This is a genomic window from Paenibacillus sp. FW104-T2, from assembly GCF_058789975.1.
This window is the reverse complement of the sequence record NZ_JBYTCE010000003.1, coordinates 162,984-179,147: the sequence shown is the minus strand read 5'-3', so window position 1 is coordinate 179,147 and position 16,164 is coordinate 162,984. Positions and strand designations below refer to the sequence as shown.

The window sequence follows — 16,164 nt, the reverse complement described above, 5'->3', positions numbered from 1 at the left end:
AATTCAACTTCTACTTTCTTTTCTTGAATCAATCTATGAAATCATATAAACATAGGCACTGATAAAGCCTGGCAATACAGCCAGCATGAACGGGAACTTGAGCGTTTTCTCCTTGCTGACCAGTTTGAGTGAACCGAGCATGAAAAAGCCTGCAAGCCCACCGGCCATGTTACGAATCCGTTTGGCTGAATCCCTTCGGAACAACAGAATAATTAAGCCGATTGCCCCGGCATATAGAACGGAATACACAACAACGTGAATTCCAAAAGAAATGCCCGTCCATGCTCCAATCCCGCCAAACAATTTTACATCTCCAGCTCCTACTGCTCCGATCGCGTACATCACCAACAAAATGCCAAAACAGGCTGCAAACCCCGCGGCAGAGAAGATCAAGCCTTCCCATCCATCCCATACCCCATGGGCCAGCACACCTAAAACGGTTACAGGCAAGGTCAGCAGATTCGGAATTTTCATGGACCGCACATCGGTTACAAAGGCAGTCACCACGTATAGGCCACAGGCTGCAATGAACCATTCCACCCCCATCACTCCTCTATCCATATCACTATTTTCTCGATGCTACATTAAACTCAGTTGTTATATCACTGCCATCCGCGGTTTCCACTACAAATGTCCAGGTCCCTTCCGTCGTGCGAGTACCTACAAACCAGTTCCACTCGATCAAGCCATTCTCCTCGGCTGTAGCCCAGCCAATATGCTTCGCTGTACTTTCTCCCGACTTATAAAATATCGTTAGGTTTGCAGTGGCCCCTGGTTCCACCTGAACCTTGATTGTTGCATTATTCCCTATGTAAGCAGGCTCTGGCTTGGATAACACGGTTATTGAACCTGCAGCGTCTCCATCGCCATTATTACTATTAGAACCTTCTCCCGTATCTCCGATCCATACGCGCTCAGCGGCAGCAGCCTGAATCCGTAATGGTTTGCCGAGGAAAGGCACTTTAATCGGCAGTTCGTAACTGAGCTCCAGCCTGAAATACGGATTTGTTTTGTTCTTGAGATCAGGCACAGATATCCCGTTAACATGTATACGCTCCATGTCCAGCAATTCCGGATCTATAAAAGGTTGAAGCATGGGTTTTACAGCTGGATCAAGTACAGTCTCGATAACCGAAGTCTTAATCTCCTGCAAAGGCTGCTCCCCACTGGCTGCAGCCGCACGCACCCAATTGCTTAACGGATCCGGCAGAGCCGAGGCATACTCTTCAGCCCATTCCGTTAAAGACAACTCCGGTATGCTCCAGCCGCTTCCCTTCTCTCCACCACCAGCGGAATCCGATGGAGTGAAGACAAGCGAAACTGGATAGATCTTGGTGGAGAGCTGCTTTACGGCTTCACCCGCTGTACTTTGCAGGGCTGTCGAGATCAGTGTCATTTGTACGATGTAGACAAGGAACATGACAAAGAACAGAAACACAGGCAGAACGAGCGAAGCTTCCAATACAATGCTTCCCTGTTCCTTTTTTGAGGAGCTTGCCTGCTCCGGCAGAGATTTCAATTGTTCCATTTTGCGCAACCGTGTTAATCGAAGCAGCCATCGTGCATATTCTTTTTGGTCTAGCTCCTGCTTCTCCATAATCCCTCCACCTGAAAAGGTACGGCTTGATTCAATAGGAATAATCCGTCCTCCGGTCTATGAATAATCGCCCATCTTCAACCTGGTCTGCATTCCCCATAACTGCACCTATACTTTTGATCACCCCTGGCAAAAACCATAACTTTACACTGCTGCGTATGTTCCCTGATGCATACGTTTGTTTTTCATCGGGATTAACGCCCGTATTCAGCCGAATTAATGCCAGCATTCTGGACATTTTACGTTCATTGTTACTGTGCATTAAAAGGAATAGTCTTAGATGGTCCCTATATGTAAGCTTAACCTTGATATATTTGGACAACTCCACACTGCCCTCTTTGGATAGCTTCACCATATCCGCTATGGCGTGAGTAATCCCGTATAAAATTGCAGCCGATAACACCAGAAGGGGATTACCGAGTTTACTGTTCTCAATTAATCCTTCTGCGGTTCGAATCGCCAAACGCATACCAAATATTTCTGCATATGCAGCCGCAATGTTGCCTGAAGGATTGTGAAACCCGTAAATGATATATTCCAGCTCCTGATTCTCCAGTTTGAAGACCTCACTCGAATCCCCGCTCCCCTCAGTCCAATCGAGCAGCTGTCCAAAATCCATCGAATTGAAATAAGCGAGTGCGTATTCATTCTGGAATAATTCATCCCCTAGACTATCCAGCAGGCCAGACATCCCGCCAAATAAACTGTCCATTCCATTCATGGCGTCACCGCCTGAATCGTAAGGATCGCCTGCAATTTCCGCCTTTTTGGCCTCCTCCCGGATAGCCTGGTTAAATGCAATGTTGGCATTATAATATTGCTCCAACTGCTTGAACGCTTCCGTTGATCCGGAATGTCCATTTTCGATCTGTGACAATATGCGCTTTATGTCCTTTAATTTTGCCTTGGACTCCTTGTCGTTGGCCTTTCGCTGCGCATCAGATCCCCGACCTTCCTCAAGCAGCTGTTTGCTCTGAAGAATGACATTGGAGGCACCACTTCGTACATAAGAGTCCATGTATCGTTCTGTGACCTGACTCGCCTGTCTCACAGCAGGCTTAACAGGCACACCGCTCTGACCCGTCACATTGCGAAGCTGTGTATTCAGCTCAAGGCTGTCTTTTCTAACCTGATTAAAGTCTGAGGTTTGGGAGCGGATATGTTCTTTTAACTTTTCAAACAATGAATCGGCTCTCACCAACTCAGAGGCAAGTGAACGTGTATCTTTGGCTTCGCTGCCTGATCCCGTAGATGGTGGACTCTGCCCAGGGAGGTTTGAATTCCCGACTTTTTCATAACTCGCATTCTGGGAACGGTTCTCCCCTTCAGCGATAACACGCTTCATTTCCTCGTTAAGATTACGCGCTTCATCAATCAGAGTCTGGGCTGCCTCGAGCTTCATCTGATGCGCCTGTTGTGCCGGCTGCAGAACCATACTTATACCGGTAACCACATTACCAACACCTGTCCGGTAACGAGCCAGCTCCAGGATATACTGCTGCTGGTTGAATGGTAGTCCTTCGTCTGCTTGTTTCTTGCTTAGATAATCCGTATAACGTGCTGCGATCTCGGCAGCAGTCTCCGGCGTTTCTTCCATCATTTCATCGTAAATGGCAGGTGAGGGAGGGCTCATGATCAGAGCAGGGAGATCTTTCAATGTATTGGCTGAATCGGTCTGATTGGCTATCGCCTCATCCAGCAAATCCTCACGCTTGTCATATAGCTTCTGCAATTTCTTGAGCAAGTCTACGGTATGCGCGGCTTCTTTCATCTCCTCTGACATTGGCTTGAAGCGATTGACCACCTCTAACGTAAAGTCAACCGGAGCCCGATATTTCATGTCCTCCTGAATCTGGCGATTGAAGATATCATACCTGCCCAATTCCCGCTCCATGCTCAGGGTGCTTGTATCCCACTGTATATCCAGAATGGGGAATCCATCCTTCACAGCCGATGGCTTGACACTATCATTCAGTACCTTGGCCATAATGGCTTCACCACTACTGTCTCCATAACCAAACAACCCATATTCCCGGAGTGACGTGTCGTATGCAGACATTACCGATCTTAATGCTGCATGAGCCATGCGTTCTGATTGAACTTTGAAGGCCGCTATCCGGGCATAATCAATGAATACGGCGACAAACATATAGATTCCCGCCAGGATTAAGATCATGAACAGGGTCACAGCACCTGATTCACCGTCTTTTTTTCTGAACAGCGCTGCTCTCCTCCTCTCTCTACTTTTTGGTTTTTCCAAAATGCTGCAGGACCTGTCCTGCTTCAGCTGCTGTACCGGTTGCCTCGCCGCCTTTCCCTTTGAATTTGGCAGCATAATAACGGACCAGATCCACCGTTCGGATAAATTCCGCCGGCTCGACAACCGCTGATGAACCTTGCGTCAGAACACGGTCACCCGAATCAAACAAAAAAGAAGGAAGAGGCAAAGAAATAACCTGCTCCAGCTTGGTCGTAACTTTTCGCTGTATCAAGGAATTCTGATACTCGATCGTTCCACGCATCCCACCTGGCATGTTCTGAACGGCTTGAGATAGCTTCTGTTCAGTCAGACTCCCACCTTCACTAGCAGGCACGGGAACACTAATCTGATTATCCGCACCAGCCCAGCCAAACAGAGCTCCGAGCAATCGGTCATCCGTTAATCTCCAGTAGAGATGGTCATGTTCATCCGCCGCTACTTCACCTGTCATGGCCTGCTTGTGACTGTTATCCCAACTGTAGGCGGCTCGTTCCGATGCTGCATAGGCATGCTGGTTTAAAAAGGTTTTTTGATACATGTACATCGTGAAAAACAGAATTAACATGAGAATAAACAGCACCACCGGGAAGACCATGGAAGCCTCGATCGTGAAGCTTCCATCTTCCCTTTTGAATCGTTTACTCAAAGAATTCATCACTCTTTTTGCTAACTTGACCAAGTAAACGAGTTACCAAGGTTTTAATTTGATCTTTGAAAATCAAGGCAATAATAATGATGACGCCAATAATCAGAATCAGCTCCAGCGTACCCAGACCGTCCTCTTCGTTCCAAAATGTACTTGCTTTGCTCTTCAATATTTCCTGCATTTCCATTCCTCCTACATATTCATCATCATAAAAGCAGGTGCTCCGATCATAACCACAATCGTAAAAAAGATCAGAACCATCGGAAACACCAGTTTGGAAGATGCCTGTTCTCCCTTCGCCCGACTGACAGCCTTGCGTTTCTCCCACAACACATGGGACAGATCCCGCAGCGCGAGTACAAAGTCACCTCCCCCACGGCGGAAATTCAGCAGAACTGTCGTCGTAAAAATCGTAACTTCCTGCACACCACAGCGGCGGCTGAACTGTTCAAACGACTGTTGAAAAGAGTACCCGTTATTCCAATCACCGACCGTCTTCCGCAGCTCGTTGTAGAGCGGATGGTCTCGCTCTCCCTGACTTGCAACACAGTGAACGATAGCCCTTTGTACGGTTTCCCCTGCCCCAACAAGCAGGACAATCCGGTTTAACAGCTCGGGCAGCTCCATCAGAATATCCTGGTCTCTTCGCTGTACCTTGGTATGAAGATCTTTATAGAGTGCAAAAGGCAGTGCAACCGCTAGGGCAAGCCCGCCTAACAGACCTCCATTTCCGATATCGCCAACGAGTGATAACAGACAGCCCACAAGCAGCATCAGCCAGGCATACGTCAGCATTTCAGCACTATAGAGCATCGTTTTCTCTCCGCTGTGCTGTATGCCGTGCATTTTCTGGATAGCATGCTGCATGCGGAACATTAGCACAGGCAATCTTCGGCCTACCTCGTATCTGTCCAGTAAAAACAGAAAGGGTCCATGCAGTTTTTTCAGACGTAAACCTTCCATATGAAGTTTGCGCAGATGGCGGTAGGTATGTCCTCGCGTACGATCCAGGACCAGCCACCCTGCTCCGAGCACCCCTCCGAATATAACGGGAAGCAGCATCGAATCAGCTCCTTATACTTTGATATCCATAATGCGTGTAATCCACAGATAACAGCAGGCGAGCACTACCAAAGCCATGCTGGAGATCAGATATCCCATACCGCTATACAGTGGTTCCATGAAATCCTTGGCCGTCAAATTCAAAAAAATAAGAAAAATAAAAGGCGCGGCAAACATTGCCTTGGACTCAAACCTTTTCTGTGCCACAGCGACCATGATATCCTGCTGGATGTCCAGCTTCTCGCCAATCACAGCAGAGGTTCGGCGAACCACCTCGACCAGGTCTCCACCCGTCCGCTTGCACGTGATGAATACATCTGCAAAATTCGTTATATCCTCGATGCCAGCCCGGTCAGAAAAGTCCTGCAGCGCCTCCTCAATCGGTTGACCATATTCCATTCTTGTCCGCAAAATAGTGAACTCCCGAATGAGATCGGTATCCGCTTCAGGATTGAGCATTCGCAGATCTTCTACCGATTCCTTAAATCCATTCTCCACGGATTTCCCCGCAGCCAGTGCGGAGGATAACGCATATAACGCTTGTTTAAAATGTAAACTCAGTGTCATTCTTCTTCGTTCCAGCAGTACCTTTGTCCAGTGCTTTGGCACCCAGATGCATCCCGCAGCCAAGATCACACCTGCCAGCCAGTGGTGATAGAACAACATACCGACACCGAAAAATAGCAGTCCACTAATCAGCATGCAGACGGTTCGCTGTCTACCGGATAGCGTGTATACGGTATAATCCGTTAACACCTGCCTGGAATCACCCAACCTATTCACCTTCTAACCGCTTTAATTTACCTTGTTATCCAAATCTTCTAATTCCTTGTGGTACCGACCTATGTATTCACTCAGCCACTCTCCAAGCCCGGCCATTTGGATTTTCTCAATCTGCTTCAACTTTCCGACCTGTACCAACCCTCCAATGATCTTGCCTTCCCTTTCATCCCGCTCCTGGAAACGAAAGAGCGGATTCAGCAGTACTTCCCCGTCCTTCATGCCAATGACTTCACTGATTTCCGTCACTCGCCTTGAACGGTCTCTCAGCCGTGATAGATGAACGAAGATATCAATTGCTGAGCTGATCTGCTGCCGCACAACCGAAATAGGAAGCTCTGCCCCGCTGAGTACCATTGTCTCCAATCTGCTGATCATGTCCGAGATGTTATTGGCATGCCCTGTAGACAAAGAACCGTCATGACCGGTATTCATGGCCTGCAGCATATCAAGCGCCTCTGCCCCACGCACCTCTCCGATTACAATCCGGTTGGGTCGCATCCGTAGTGAAGACTTGATCAGATCCCGAATGGAGATTTCACCCTTGCCCTCGGTATTGGCGTTCCGCGTCTCCAGCGACACCAGATTCGGCACCGTGACAATCTGCAGCTCGGCGGAATCTTCAATCGTAATAATCCGTTCATCCGGAGGAATAAACTGTGATAATGCATTCAGAAAGGTCGTTTTCCCTGACCCGGTCCCGCCCCCGATGAAGATATTGAATTTGCTGCGCACCAACTGCTGCAGCAGCTCTGCCGCTTCCTCATGCAAGGCACCTTTTCCAATCAGGTCCGACATGGTCATCGGTTCACTTGGGAACTTCCGGATCGTCATGGTAGGACCTTTTAGCGCAATCGGCGGCAGCACAATATTGACCCGCGAACCGTCCTTGAGCCGCGCATCCACAATGGGAGAAGACTCATTCACGATCCGGTTCACCCCGGAGACGATCATCTGGATAATATCCTCCAGCCGTTCTCTGGATTCGAATTCGAGCTGAATTTGGCTAACTTCCCCTTCCTGCTCGACAAAGATCTCCCGGTGACTATTAATCATAATCTCCGTAATGTCAGGATGATCCACCAGGGGTTGAAGAATATCTAACCCGCGAAACGAATCAAACAGCCTCTGCACCAGCGCATGTCTTTCTCCAGATGTCAGGTCATCCAGTTCCGGATCAGATAACACCTTGCGCTCAATCCCCTGCCACAGTTCCTTGTCCCCGGCTGAAGACGTTAAGTCAAGGCCTGCCCTGACCTCGCGGCGCATGTTCTGAAATTGTTCTTCCCGGTCCAGAACTCTATGGGATGCATCACTCATCATGCCCACCCCTCTCCCTTATGGAGGCGCCCCGTCTGCTTCAGATCATCCTCTCCGTCCTGTACAAGCATGGCACACAGCCTTTTTACCTCACGCTGAAATATGGGAGAGCTTAGCAGCACTTCCTCCTGGTGAAGCTGCTTCCAGGAAGGGATATAGGGCAGCACTGCATCCAGCTGCAGCTCAGGTCGTGGAACGGCATTGACTATGCTGTCTCGGTATTTGTTTACCACAAAGCGGGCACGATCCAGTACACGTTCAACCAAGTCAGGCTCAGTCCGCTCAGCATGCGCAAGCCATTGGCCCCAGCGGTGCATGGCAGACAGGTCATCTTCAACCAGCCATACCAAGGCATCTGCCGCTTTCAAAATGCCTCGACTGCGTTCGTCCCAACCGGAGTCTCCATCCAGAATCAGCACGTCGTATTGCCCGGAAGTGGACAAATAATGAACGAGCCCCGTCGTATCTTCACACGACATCTGCAGCAGTTCCTTCCGGTTGGTTAATGGCCAGAACACATCGGCCTTCAGTCCATCATGACGAAGCACGTAACCATCTATGCCCTTGGAGGGAGCCTGCGTAGTCACCTGCCCGTGCTTGCCCGATTCCTTCCTCCCGACCTTGAGATCATACAACAGCCGGGACAGCCCCGTTTCAGCATCCGGAACACGCTGTACACTTCGGGATAATCCCTTCTCGAGGAACGGCAGCACACTGTCCAGCGTCTCCAGATTAAGATAGAGCACGGCGTAGCCTGCCAGTCCGAGCTGCTTTGTCATATGCAGTGCCACCGCTGTCTTGCCGCTTCCTCCCGAAGCTGACACCACTCCAATGGAAAGGGTTTGCTGTCCTGGACGGTGCACCTTTTTGCGACGAGGCTGCCGACTTGCATTCAGAACGGTATCCAACAATGCAGGCAGAGGTTGATATTTCATTAAGCGCTTATCTTCCGCCACCTCCTCATGACCTTCACTGAGAAGCAGCCAAGGCACACCCGGACTTTCACCCATACTTTCCAGCCAGGGATTCAGAAACTCAGGTTCTGCAATAACCAGATCCGGCTGTTCCTTTCCTTCATGTTCATGCATGTACTCCTGAAACGATTCCCACTGTGAAAAGGCGGTAAATCGCATTGCTGCACCAAATGAACTCCCCTGAACAAAATCAAGCCAGGCACTGACATACTCCTTGTCTTTTGAAGCAAGTACCGCCTTCAGCACGATCAATTTCTCCTCCCTCCCTGTAGAAAAGCACAAAAAAACACCGACCATGATCCGCATGTATTATGCAAGATTATGGACGGTGCTTCCGTCACGTGCTATGAATGTATGGATAATATAGCATACAATTTCTGGACGAGCAAGAGATTTATACAATTAACAATCTGATGCTTCCATCCTTATGATTGATAAGGTGCATCAAATTCAATAATGTTACGATCCGGGTCAAGAATGAAGATCTGTGCGAATCCTGCAACACTATCCGGTCTTGCTTCATACTCAATTCCCTGCTGTTCCAGCCAGGCTATCGTTTCGTTGTGACTTTTCACCCAGATGGCAAAGTGACCATCTGTCGTATCAATTCCCGCCTCACGCAGTGTATGTCCTTCCGGATGCTGGAGCAGATGCAGCTGCTGACTGCCAATCGCGTACCATGTGCCTGTAGAGCGGAAAGGCGGACGTTCAATTTCCTGCATACCTAGCAGTCCGGTATAAAATTGTTTGGCAACATCCAGATCACGCACTGCCAGGCTAACATGATGTATATGAGCATATTCGATCATCGCGTAATTCTCCTTCCAAGTCATATGATATTAATAAAAAAAGTTAATCGTTTTACACGACTATACTATACCTTTGTGCTTCCTGACCAGTTGTAGAAAAGAGAAAAAAACACCTTCGATCCAAGCAGGAACCTCTCTGGGTTCACACAAACTTGAATCAAAGATGTTTTCAATTAGAACCACGTTGCATGGATTTCAAAAAGGGATGTCTTTGCTTGTAGCAAGCTTAATCTCTCCCTATTTCGCGCTGTCCAATGCTTCCTGTGGAATCATAATCTCTTCTACCTGGTTATGGTTGGAGAAGGTGCTGGTCATCTTCATGTCCATGGTGATTTTCTGGCCTTCCTGCTCCATCTCCATCACCATATTCACGTCGGTACCAACAGGAAGATACGTTTCCTTGTTCACCATATATTTCATTTGCATGCTTTTAATATTCATCTGTTCAAGCATCGCTTGTGTCTGGGCGTCCGTCCCATTCTGCTCCATGACGGATTGAGCCAATTCCTTCACGTTATCACCCGATACGTCTGCGGTAATGACATAATTGTCGCCATCTTCGGTGATCTTGGTATCTTCCGCAATTTTATTGAATTGATCCAATTCCTCTTCGGGGTTCAGGGTTGATTTCATTTGCTCAATCAGCTGCTTCGTTTGATCGTCAGGAATTTTAACCCATTGATCTCCCACCTGCGAATAGATGGCATCGGAAGTAATGTACTGCTTCACGTTTTGTGCTTCCTGCCCGGACATTTCCATGTTCATCTCTTGATAGATCATCATTGGATCCTTGATGATATCCATCTTCATTGTTGTTTTTACCTGCTGATCCTGTGACTGTTCGCCAGCCTCCAGCTTCAAATTTTGATCAATGGTTGCATCGCTCGAGAAGCTTTTCATTTCCTTGGCTGCTTCATTCGTTTTGGTAATCAATTCTTCCAGTGTAGGGATCTGTGTTTCCTGCTCTGCAGGTGTATTCCCCTCGTTTGTCGCTTCATTGCCAGCCGGCGGCGTTGCAGTACTGTTATCCGCATCGTCACCGCATGCTGTCAGGCTTACTGCTAATAATGCCCCGATAATGAATGTCGTCCACTTCTTCAACTGTTTGTCCTCCCAAAATAGATGTGATCCGTATTCATTACCCAAATGTTTCCTTTATTAATCATGTTTGTGGTGCATGCTTGCTCTAGTAAGATTTACAAAAACCGATTCTTGATCTCAGGTGTCGGTAGCATACACGCTTCGTCCTTGCCAAACCACCGGTAACGATTACGGGCTACCCAGTTATATACGGCATTTCGAATGAATTTGGGCACAATAATAAAGACGTATAATAATGGATACGGAAATTTCAGACCTTTGGCCAGCCGCAGTGCAGCTGTCGAACGTGTATAGTAACGACCATTTTCGATAAGTACAAACGTATCCATGCTGTCTGTAGACAGATTTCCTTTCTTCAGCAAGTCCTTGGCTACATCGGATTGGAGCGATGCAAAATGATATTTCCCTTCCGGATCACGTTTGATAATCCATTTGGTTAATCCTTGGCAAAAGTGACAAACCCCGTCCACGAGTACAATTGGGTGTCCCTCATGCTCATCCGCTCGAATTGATGTCATAATTGAAGCCTCCTCATTTATGCTGTTAGATTAACTTACCCACTTTTCACCTTCACGTTCGGCTATCCCCAAAATTTATACGACTCAAAGGAATAGAATAGAAAAAGAGCGCAGGCTCTAAAGCCTACGCTCGTATCTGTTTGGGCAATTACTCAGCAATTGCCTTTTCCATCCACTGATCTTCAATCATTTGTTGATGCAGATCTCCTGCCCACTGGTCCATGCATTTGCAAATGAAATCTTTGCGGCATACGGGACAAGGCGTCTTCTGCAGACGGCTGATCGCTGTCATCTTCCATTCCGGAGATTTGGAGTAGAATACACGGCATTGCGTGCCATCTACCAGCTTCATTGTAAATTCATACAATCCGTCTTTTTCGTTTTTACTAGCTACTTGCAATTCTGCAATACTTGGTCTATAAGACATGGATATCACCTGTCAATTCAAATTTGTTTCCTGCATATTCCCTGCATGACACTTCTCAGTACTAAGTCATATTAAAGAAATTTTAGTTCGATGTCAACTCAGGGAGCACGAACCTCTCAGCTTATTTTGAATTGATTCCATACCCACCAAGTTATGCCACACTATCCACCGAACAGAATATCCAATATCGTGCCTACCTGACCCTGCTTTTTGCCTTTTAGTACATCGGGGTCGAATACTTCCACATAACCACATGAGGAACAGGCTACGAACAAATAGTGATTATGCTGAATGTCGAACATTTTGCTAAGACCAGCCCCGGACATGGATACTTCCTTGATGTTGCAATCCGTTCCCCGGCATTTCGTACATACGAACCTTCGCTCAATCATCTCTTCAATACTCATTTGCATTCCCCCTTTTTCAGATGCCTGGCATGAAGCAAGAGTATAATTATGTAAAAGAGTACGCGATTAAACCTGCAATCTCCTGCATGTCTTCTGATTTTAAATACAAAACCCTGCCGTTAGCCAGCAGGGCTTGTACCAAACAACAGGTATCTAGGATAGCCTGCTTCATTTACCTCTCCCTTTACTTCAGCGGGATTTTCGGTTTACACCACGTTCAATACGACATCAATATTCCCGCGAGTCGCTTTGGAATAAGGGCAAAAATCATGAGCTTTGCGAGCCAGATCCTCGGCCTGACTATGATCCACACCCGGCATGCTTACATCCAGCCGGACCGACAACTGGAATCCGTCATCCGCAGGATCTTTTCCAATGGATACATTACTTGTTACAGTCACATCTTCCAGTTTAACGCCAGCTTTACGTGCCACGTTGGCAAGAGCACTTTCGTAACATGCACCGTATCCTGCGGCAAAGAGCTGCTCAGGGTTCGTACCTTCACCGCCGGATCCACCCAGCTCTTTTGGCATTTTCAGATCATGTTTAAGGACTCCATCCGATGAAGTTACCGAACCTGTACGTCCACCTTTGACTGTCGCAGTTGCTGTATATAAAGCTTCCATTAGAATCTCTCCTTTTTCACCAATATTTTTGCTGCCTACAATTCAATTTAAACTTCTGGCTCAATTTGAAACGAATTTGGGTTACTTCATCAGCTTCTGCATCTTTATCATTTTCATGCATCTGGCTTCATCAGCATAACGCCACCTATGATATGCAGGTAAATTTTCTGAAGTTGGGTAATATACTAAGAGCCTGACTCCACCCACTTCTCATTTTGTCCATCTACATAAAAGTTGCACTAGACAAAAATTATTGAATGAGTACAATGTAAGTAACGACATATATTTTCAGACATATAAAAGTAAATGGCTCAGTTCTCATCATAAGGATGATCAATACGATTATTATTAAAAAGTCAGGTGAACATGTATGAGTAAAAAAAATCCATTCAATTCTCCTTCAGCTGAGCAATTAGCCGCAGCAGGCATGGCTCCCTCCCTTGGGGAAGCACACAGCTCCATGAAGGTTCCGAAGAACGCCGCTTGGTGGAAAAAATTCCTCGCCTTTGTCGGGCCAGGTTATCTGGTCGCTGTCGGCTATATGGACCCGGGTAACTGGGCAACAGATATTGCCGGAGGTTCCCAGTTCGGTTACACGCTATTATCCGTAATTTTAATCTCAAACCTGATGGCTGTCGTATTACAGTCACTTGCAGGCAAGCTTGGTATTGTAACTGGACGGGATCTGGCCCAAGCTTGCCGCGAACGGTTCAGTATGCCGGTTGTCATTATGCTCTGGGTGTTGTGTGAATTAGCTATTGCCGCCACAGATCTAGCTGAGGTCATCGGTTCAGCCATCGCACTGAAGCTTCTGTTCAACATCCCGATGTTATACGGCGTCATTATTACGGCTGTGGATGTTCTGATTATCCTTTTGCTGCAAAATAAAGGCTTCCGCGCTCTGGAAACACTGGTCATCGTGTTGATGGCAACCATCGCCCTCTGCTTCGGGATTGACCTGTTTCTGGCCAAACCGGACATGGGCGGGGTACTCACCGGCTTTGTACCAAGTGCCGAGATACTACAGAATCCTGCGATGCTGTATATTGCCATCGGAATCATTGGAGCAACGGTTATGCCGCACAATCTGTACTTGCATTCGTCCATCGTGCAGACCCGGCAGATTGAACAGACAACTCAGGGGAAAAGAGAAGCCATTCGTTACTCCACTATGGATTCAACAATCGCTTTGACCCTTGCCCTGTTTATAAACGCCGCCATACTCATTGTGTCAGCCGCTGTATTTCACAGCGCAGGCATGACACAGGTCGCTGAGATTGCAGATGCTTATCACTTGCTCACACCTCTGCTGGGCACAACCATTGCAAGTATCCTGTTTGGTGTCGCTCTACTGGCCTCCGGTCAGAACTCTACGCTTACAGGTACACTGTCCGGGCAGATTGTCATGGAAGGCTTCCTAAACATTCGGATTCCGGCTTGGCTCCGCCGGCTCGTGACCCGATTAATTGCGATCATCCCTGCCGTTATTGTGACGGCTATCGCCGGCGAACACGGAACGGAAGAATTGCTGATTTTGAGCCAGGTGATTCTATCCTTGCAGCTGCCTTTTGCTGTTATTCCACTTGTGATGTTTACGAGTGACAAAAAAAGCATGGGCGCATTCGCCAACAAACTGTGGCTCAAAGTCATCTCTTGGATCATCGCTGCCGTAATTGTGGTTCTGAACGTTTATCTGATCTTCCAGACCATCATGCTGTTTTAATCTGAATATGCTGTAAAACAGTTTTCCTCTTACCAGAGATTCATTAAAAAAGGCTGATTCCCTTAAGTATAATACTTAAGGGAATCAGCCTTTTAGCTTGCCGTGCACTTGCCTTGTCCTTTATTTAATGACACGAAAGTCATCACTTTTAAATTTTTTCCACTAACCCTCAGAAGGCACAAGCAGTGGAACAAGCTGCTCCAAGGCTTCGATGGTCCAGTCTGCACGCTCTTGGCCCTCAAGCTCAGGCTGAAATCGTCCATAGCCCTGCAAAATCCGAATCGTTCGCATCCCCAGCTTCTTGGCAGGAATGATATCGTTATCCATCCGATCTCCAATCATCACTGCTTCCTCGGGTTCACATCCCGCCTGCTTCAAAGCCACAGCGTAGAGTTCCGGATCCGGCTTCGATACGCCTTCTTCTGCCGAGCAAGCCAGTACATCCACGTACCTCCGCAGACCGTAGCTCTCCAGGCGCTCAGCTGTCCCTGGACTCTGATTGGCGATGATCCCGATTCGATAATGGTGTGACAATTCCTTCAACACCGCGTCAGCAGAAGCGAAGGGCTTCTCCAGCTCCTTCCGGAACTTCAACTTCTCCTGGATCTGCTCCCTATGACGTTCATCGCTGATTAGCGTTCGAATGGCTACCCTCATGGGCCACTGCTCATAATTTCGGTAACAGGAGGCAAATATCTCTCGCACTTCCTCTATTTTCACCGGATATCCAAGCAAGCAGGCTTCTTTTACAAACTGCCCTATAATATCATCTACCGGCTCCCATTCGTCGACCAGCGTATCTCCTACATCAAAGAACAACCATTTTAACACCCGTACATCCGGCACGCCTATTCCTCCTTGTTAGCCATGAACGCAATCTCTAAATCAGCAATGTACAATAATGCTCAAATAAAAAAGAAGACCCACCATCATGCATGAGTCTCCTCAGAATTCCGTTTTTCCACAAGTTCAATTATAACAGGCACCTTACACCGGATCAATCGGCAGCTATCACATTAACCATTAAGCAAGAAGCCAACTTCTCCATTAAGAGAATACACAATGCGGTCAGCTCCCATCCCGCGGTAAATGCCTTTGGGGTGACTCTGTTCCGTAATTACACATAGTGATTTGGAAGTCCAGGAACGGCAGATCTGCAGATAGCGGCAGGTCAGGTTCAAACTGTTCTCGAAAATAAAAACGTTGCCTACGCTCGACTGCGGTAGAAACCACTTCTGAGCTTCAGCTGTATTCATGCGAATGACGTTCTCCACTCCGATTCTGCGGAGCTTCCGTTCTTCCCCTGCACTGTTGGTCAGAACGGCAAACGGCATTTTTTTGTACATCAACAGCTTGATAAACTTGCGTCCTGCTTCATTCGGTGCTGTTACTAGAATCATCTCATTATCCATCATTCGTTCCTCCCTTGGCGTGAAAAGACAACAAAAAAGAAGCGTGGGGGACCAAGGCCTCCCGAACGCTTCTTGAATAACCCATGACGAAAACGCCATGAATATGCGTACGGCTTGTTGCCTCTCCCTTTAACGCTTACGAGGTTAGCTGACGGATTCGGGCGCGAGAGTCGCCCTATTTCCGGCTTGCACCGAAAAATTCACCCCATGGATTAGCTGCAATGACAGCCTTTCCGATTGGTTCCCCCGTTTCCCACCCATGAATGAATGGAAACTCAGCGATTAAAACATCGTTCCTGTTTCATGTATTGACCAGAGCGATATTATCGTTTGTTTCGTTGTTCATGTTAAGTTTAATTGAATTAGAAATTACGATATGAATCATACACCCGCGACATGTTAGTGTAAAGTCCGGTCAGATCACCGAATGGACGAATTTAAGGCATTACATATCAATGATATCGCTTACAACCAATCCATTCTCCATCCATCTCTGTGAATC

At 47.5% G+C, this 16,164-nt stretch carries 18 protein-coding genes and 1 riboswitch; of the genes, 1 reads left to right on the top strand and 17 read right to left on the bottom strand.

The features are described 5' to 3' along the window. Positions 1–33: 33 nt before the first annotated feature. The 15 genes from AC3WQ3_RS05545 to AC3WQ3_RS05475 form a co-directional block, all read right to left on the bottom strand. Positions 34–546: an A24 family peptidase gene (locus AC3WQ3_RS05545; RefSeq protein ID WP_336781511.1), complete on the bottom strand. Its 513-nt coding sequence runs from the start codon at positions 544–546 to the stop codon at positions 34–36. Positions 547–565: 19 nt separating this feature from the next. After that, on the bottom strand, positions 566–1,597 hold the full coding sequence (locus AC3WQ3_RS05540) for a TadE/TadG family type IV pilus assembly protein (RefSeq protein ID WP_492471648.1): 1,032 nt from the start codon (positions 1,595–1,597) through the stop codon (positions 566–568). A gap of 31 nt (positions 1,598–1,628) precedes the next feature. Continuing rightward, positions 1,629–3,773: a hypothetical protein gene (locus tag AC3WQ3_RS05535; RefSeq protein WP_492471647.1), complete on the bottom strand. Its 2,145-nt coding sequence runs from the start codon at positions 3,771–3,773 to the stop codon at positions 1,629–1,631. Between the two features lie 64 nt (positions 3,774–3,837). After that, entirely contained in the window at positions 3,838–4,512 is a 675-nt protein-coding gene (locus AC3WQ3_RS05530; RefSeq protein WP_492471646.1) for a TadE/TadG family type IV pilus assembly protein, read from the bottom strand. Then, entirely contained in the window at positions 4,496–4,684 is a 189-nt protein-coding gene (locus tag AC3WQ3_RS05525; protein WP_095289191.1) for a Flp1 family type IVb pilin, read from the bottom strand. The genes AC3WQ3_RS05530 and AC3WQ3_RS05525 overlap by 17 nt, the downstream gene beginning before the upstream one ends. Positions 4,685–4,695: 11 nt before the next feature. After that, positions 4,696–5,565: a type II secretion system F family protein gene (locus tag AC3WQ3_RS05520; protein WP_492471645.1), complete on the bottom strand. Its 870-nt coding sequence runs from the start codon at positions 5,563–5,565 to the stop codon at positions 4,696–4,698. 12 nt (positions 5,566–5,577) lie between these two features. After that, complete coding sequence (locus AC3WQ3_RS05515; protein ID WP_492471644.1) at positions 5,578–6,339, bottom strand: type II secretion system F family protein; 762 nt, start codon at positions 6,337–6,339, stop codon at positions 5,578–5,580. A gap of 21 nt (positions 6,340–6,360) precedes the next feature. Continuing rightward, positions 6,361–7,665 (bottom strand): TadA family conjugal transfer-associated ATPase, encoded by a 1,305-nt coding sequence (locus AC3WQ3_RS05510; protein WP_336781512.1) that lies wholly within the window; start codon positions 7,663–7,665, stop codon positions 6,361–6,363. Continuing rightward, complete coding sequence (locus AC3WQ3_RS05505) at positions 7,665–8,885, bottom strand: nucleotide-binding protein (protein ID WP_336781513.1); 1,221 nt, start codon at positions 8,883–8,885, stop codon at positions 7,665–7,667. The genes AC3WQ3_RS05510 and AC3WQ3_RS05505 overlap by 1 nt, the downstream gene beginning before the upstream one ends. Before the next feature lie 179 nt (positions 8,886–9,064). Then, positions 9,065–9,448 carry a VOC family protein gene (locus AC3WQ3_RS05500; protein WP_154892564.1) on the bottom strand — a complete coding sequence of 128 codons (384 nt, stop codon included), beginning with the start codon at positions 9,446–9,448 and terminating at the stop codon, positions 9,065–9,067. A 237-nt stretch (positions 9,449–9,685) separates the two neighbouring features. Next, positions 9,686–10,549, bottom strand: coding sequence for a DUF6612 family protein (locus tag AC3WQ3_RS05495; RefSeq protein WP_492471643.1), 864 nt, complete (start codon positions 10,547–10,549; stop codon positions 9,686–9,688). A gap of 95 nt (positions 10,550–10,644) precedes the next feature. Next, complete coding sequence (locus AC3WQ3_RS05490; RefSeq protein WP_095289183.1) at positions 10,645–11,067, bottom strand: thiol-disulfide oxidoreductase DCC family protein; 423 nt, start codon at positions 11,065–11,067, stop codon at positions 10,645–10,647. Between the two features lie 148 nt (positions 11,068–11,215). Beyond that, positions 11,216–11,494, bottom strand: a complete 279-nt coding sequence (locus AC3WQ3_RS05485) for a hypothetical protein (RefSeq protein ID WP_154892567.1) — start codon at positions 11,492–11,494, stop codon at positions 11,216–11,218. Between the two features lie 161 nt (positions 11,495–11,655). Continuing rightward, complete coding sequence (locus AC3WQ3_RS05480) at positions 11,656–11,901, bottom strand: zinc ribbon domain-containing protein (protein WP_024629326.1); 246 nt, start codon at positions 11,899–11,901, stop codon at positions 11,656–11,658. Between the two features lie 206 nt (positions 11,902–12,107). Beyond that, positions 12,108–12,527, bottom strand: a complete 420-nt coding sequence (locus tag AC3WQ3_RS05475; protein ID WP_095289181.1) for an organic hydroperoxide resistance protein — start codon at positions 12,525–12,527, stop codon at positions 12,108–12,110. Between the two features lie 427 nt (positions 12,528–12,954). On the opposite strand from AC3WQ3_RS05475, the gene AC3WQ3_RS05470 reads away from it, so the two are divergent. After that, positions 12,955–14,250 (top strand): Nramp family divalent metal transporter, encoded by a 1,296-nt coding sequence (locus AC3WQ3_RS05470; protein ID WP_336781514.1) that lies wholly within the window; start codon positions 12,955–12,957, stop codon positions 14,248–14,250. A gap of 162 nt (positions 14,251–14,412) precedes the next feature. On the opposite strand, the gene AC3WQ3_RS05465 is transcribed toward AC3WQ3_RS05470, so the two are convergent. Both AC3WQ3_RS05465 and AC3WQ3_RS05460 read right to left on the bottom strand, forming a co-directional pair. Then, positions 14,413–15,096, bottom strand: a complete 684-nt coding sequence (locus tag AC3WQ3_RS05465; protein ID WP_492471642.1) for an HAD family hydrolase — start codon at positions 15,094–15,096, stop codon at positions 14,413–14,415. A 170-nt stretch (positions 15,097–15,266) separates the two neighbouring features. Then, positions 15,267–15,662 carry a hypothetical protein gene (locus tag AC3WQ3_RS05460; RefSeq protein ID WP_095289178.1) on the bottom strand — a complete coding sequence of 132 codons (396 nt, stop codon included), beginning with the start codon at positions 15,660–15,662 and terminating at the stop codon, positions 15,267–15,269. Between the two features lie 118 nt (positions 15,663–15,780). Next, positions 15,781–15,953, bottom strand: a riboswitch (cyclic di-AMP (ydaO/yuaA leader). Positions 15,954–16,164: the final 211 nt, after the last annotated feature.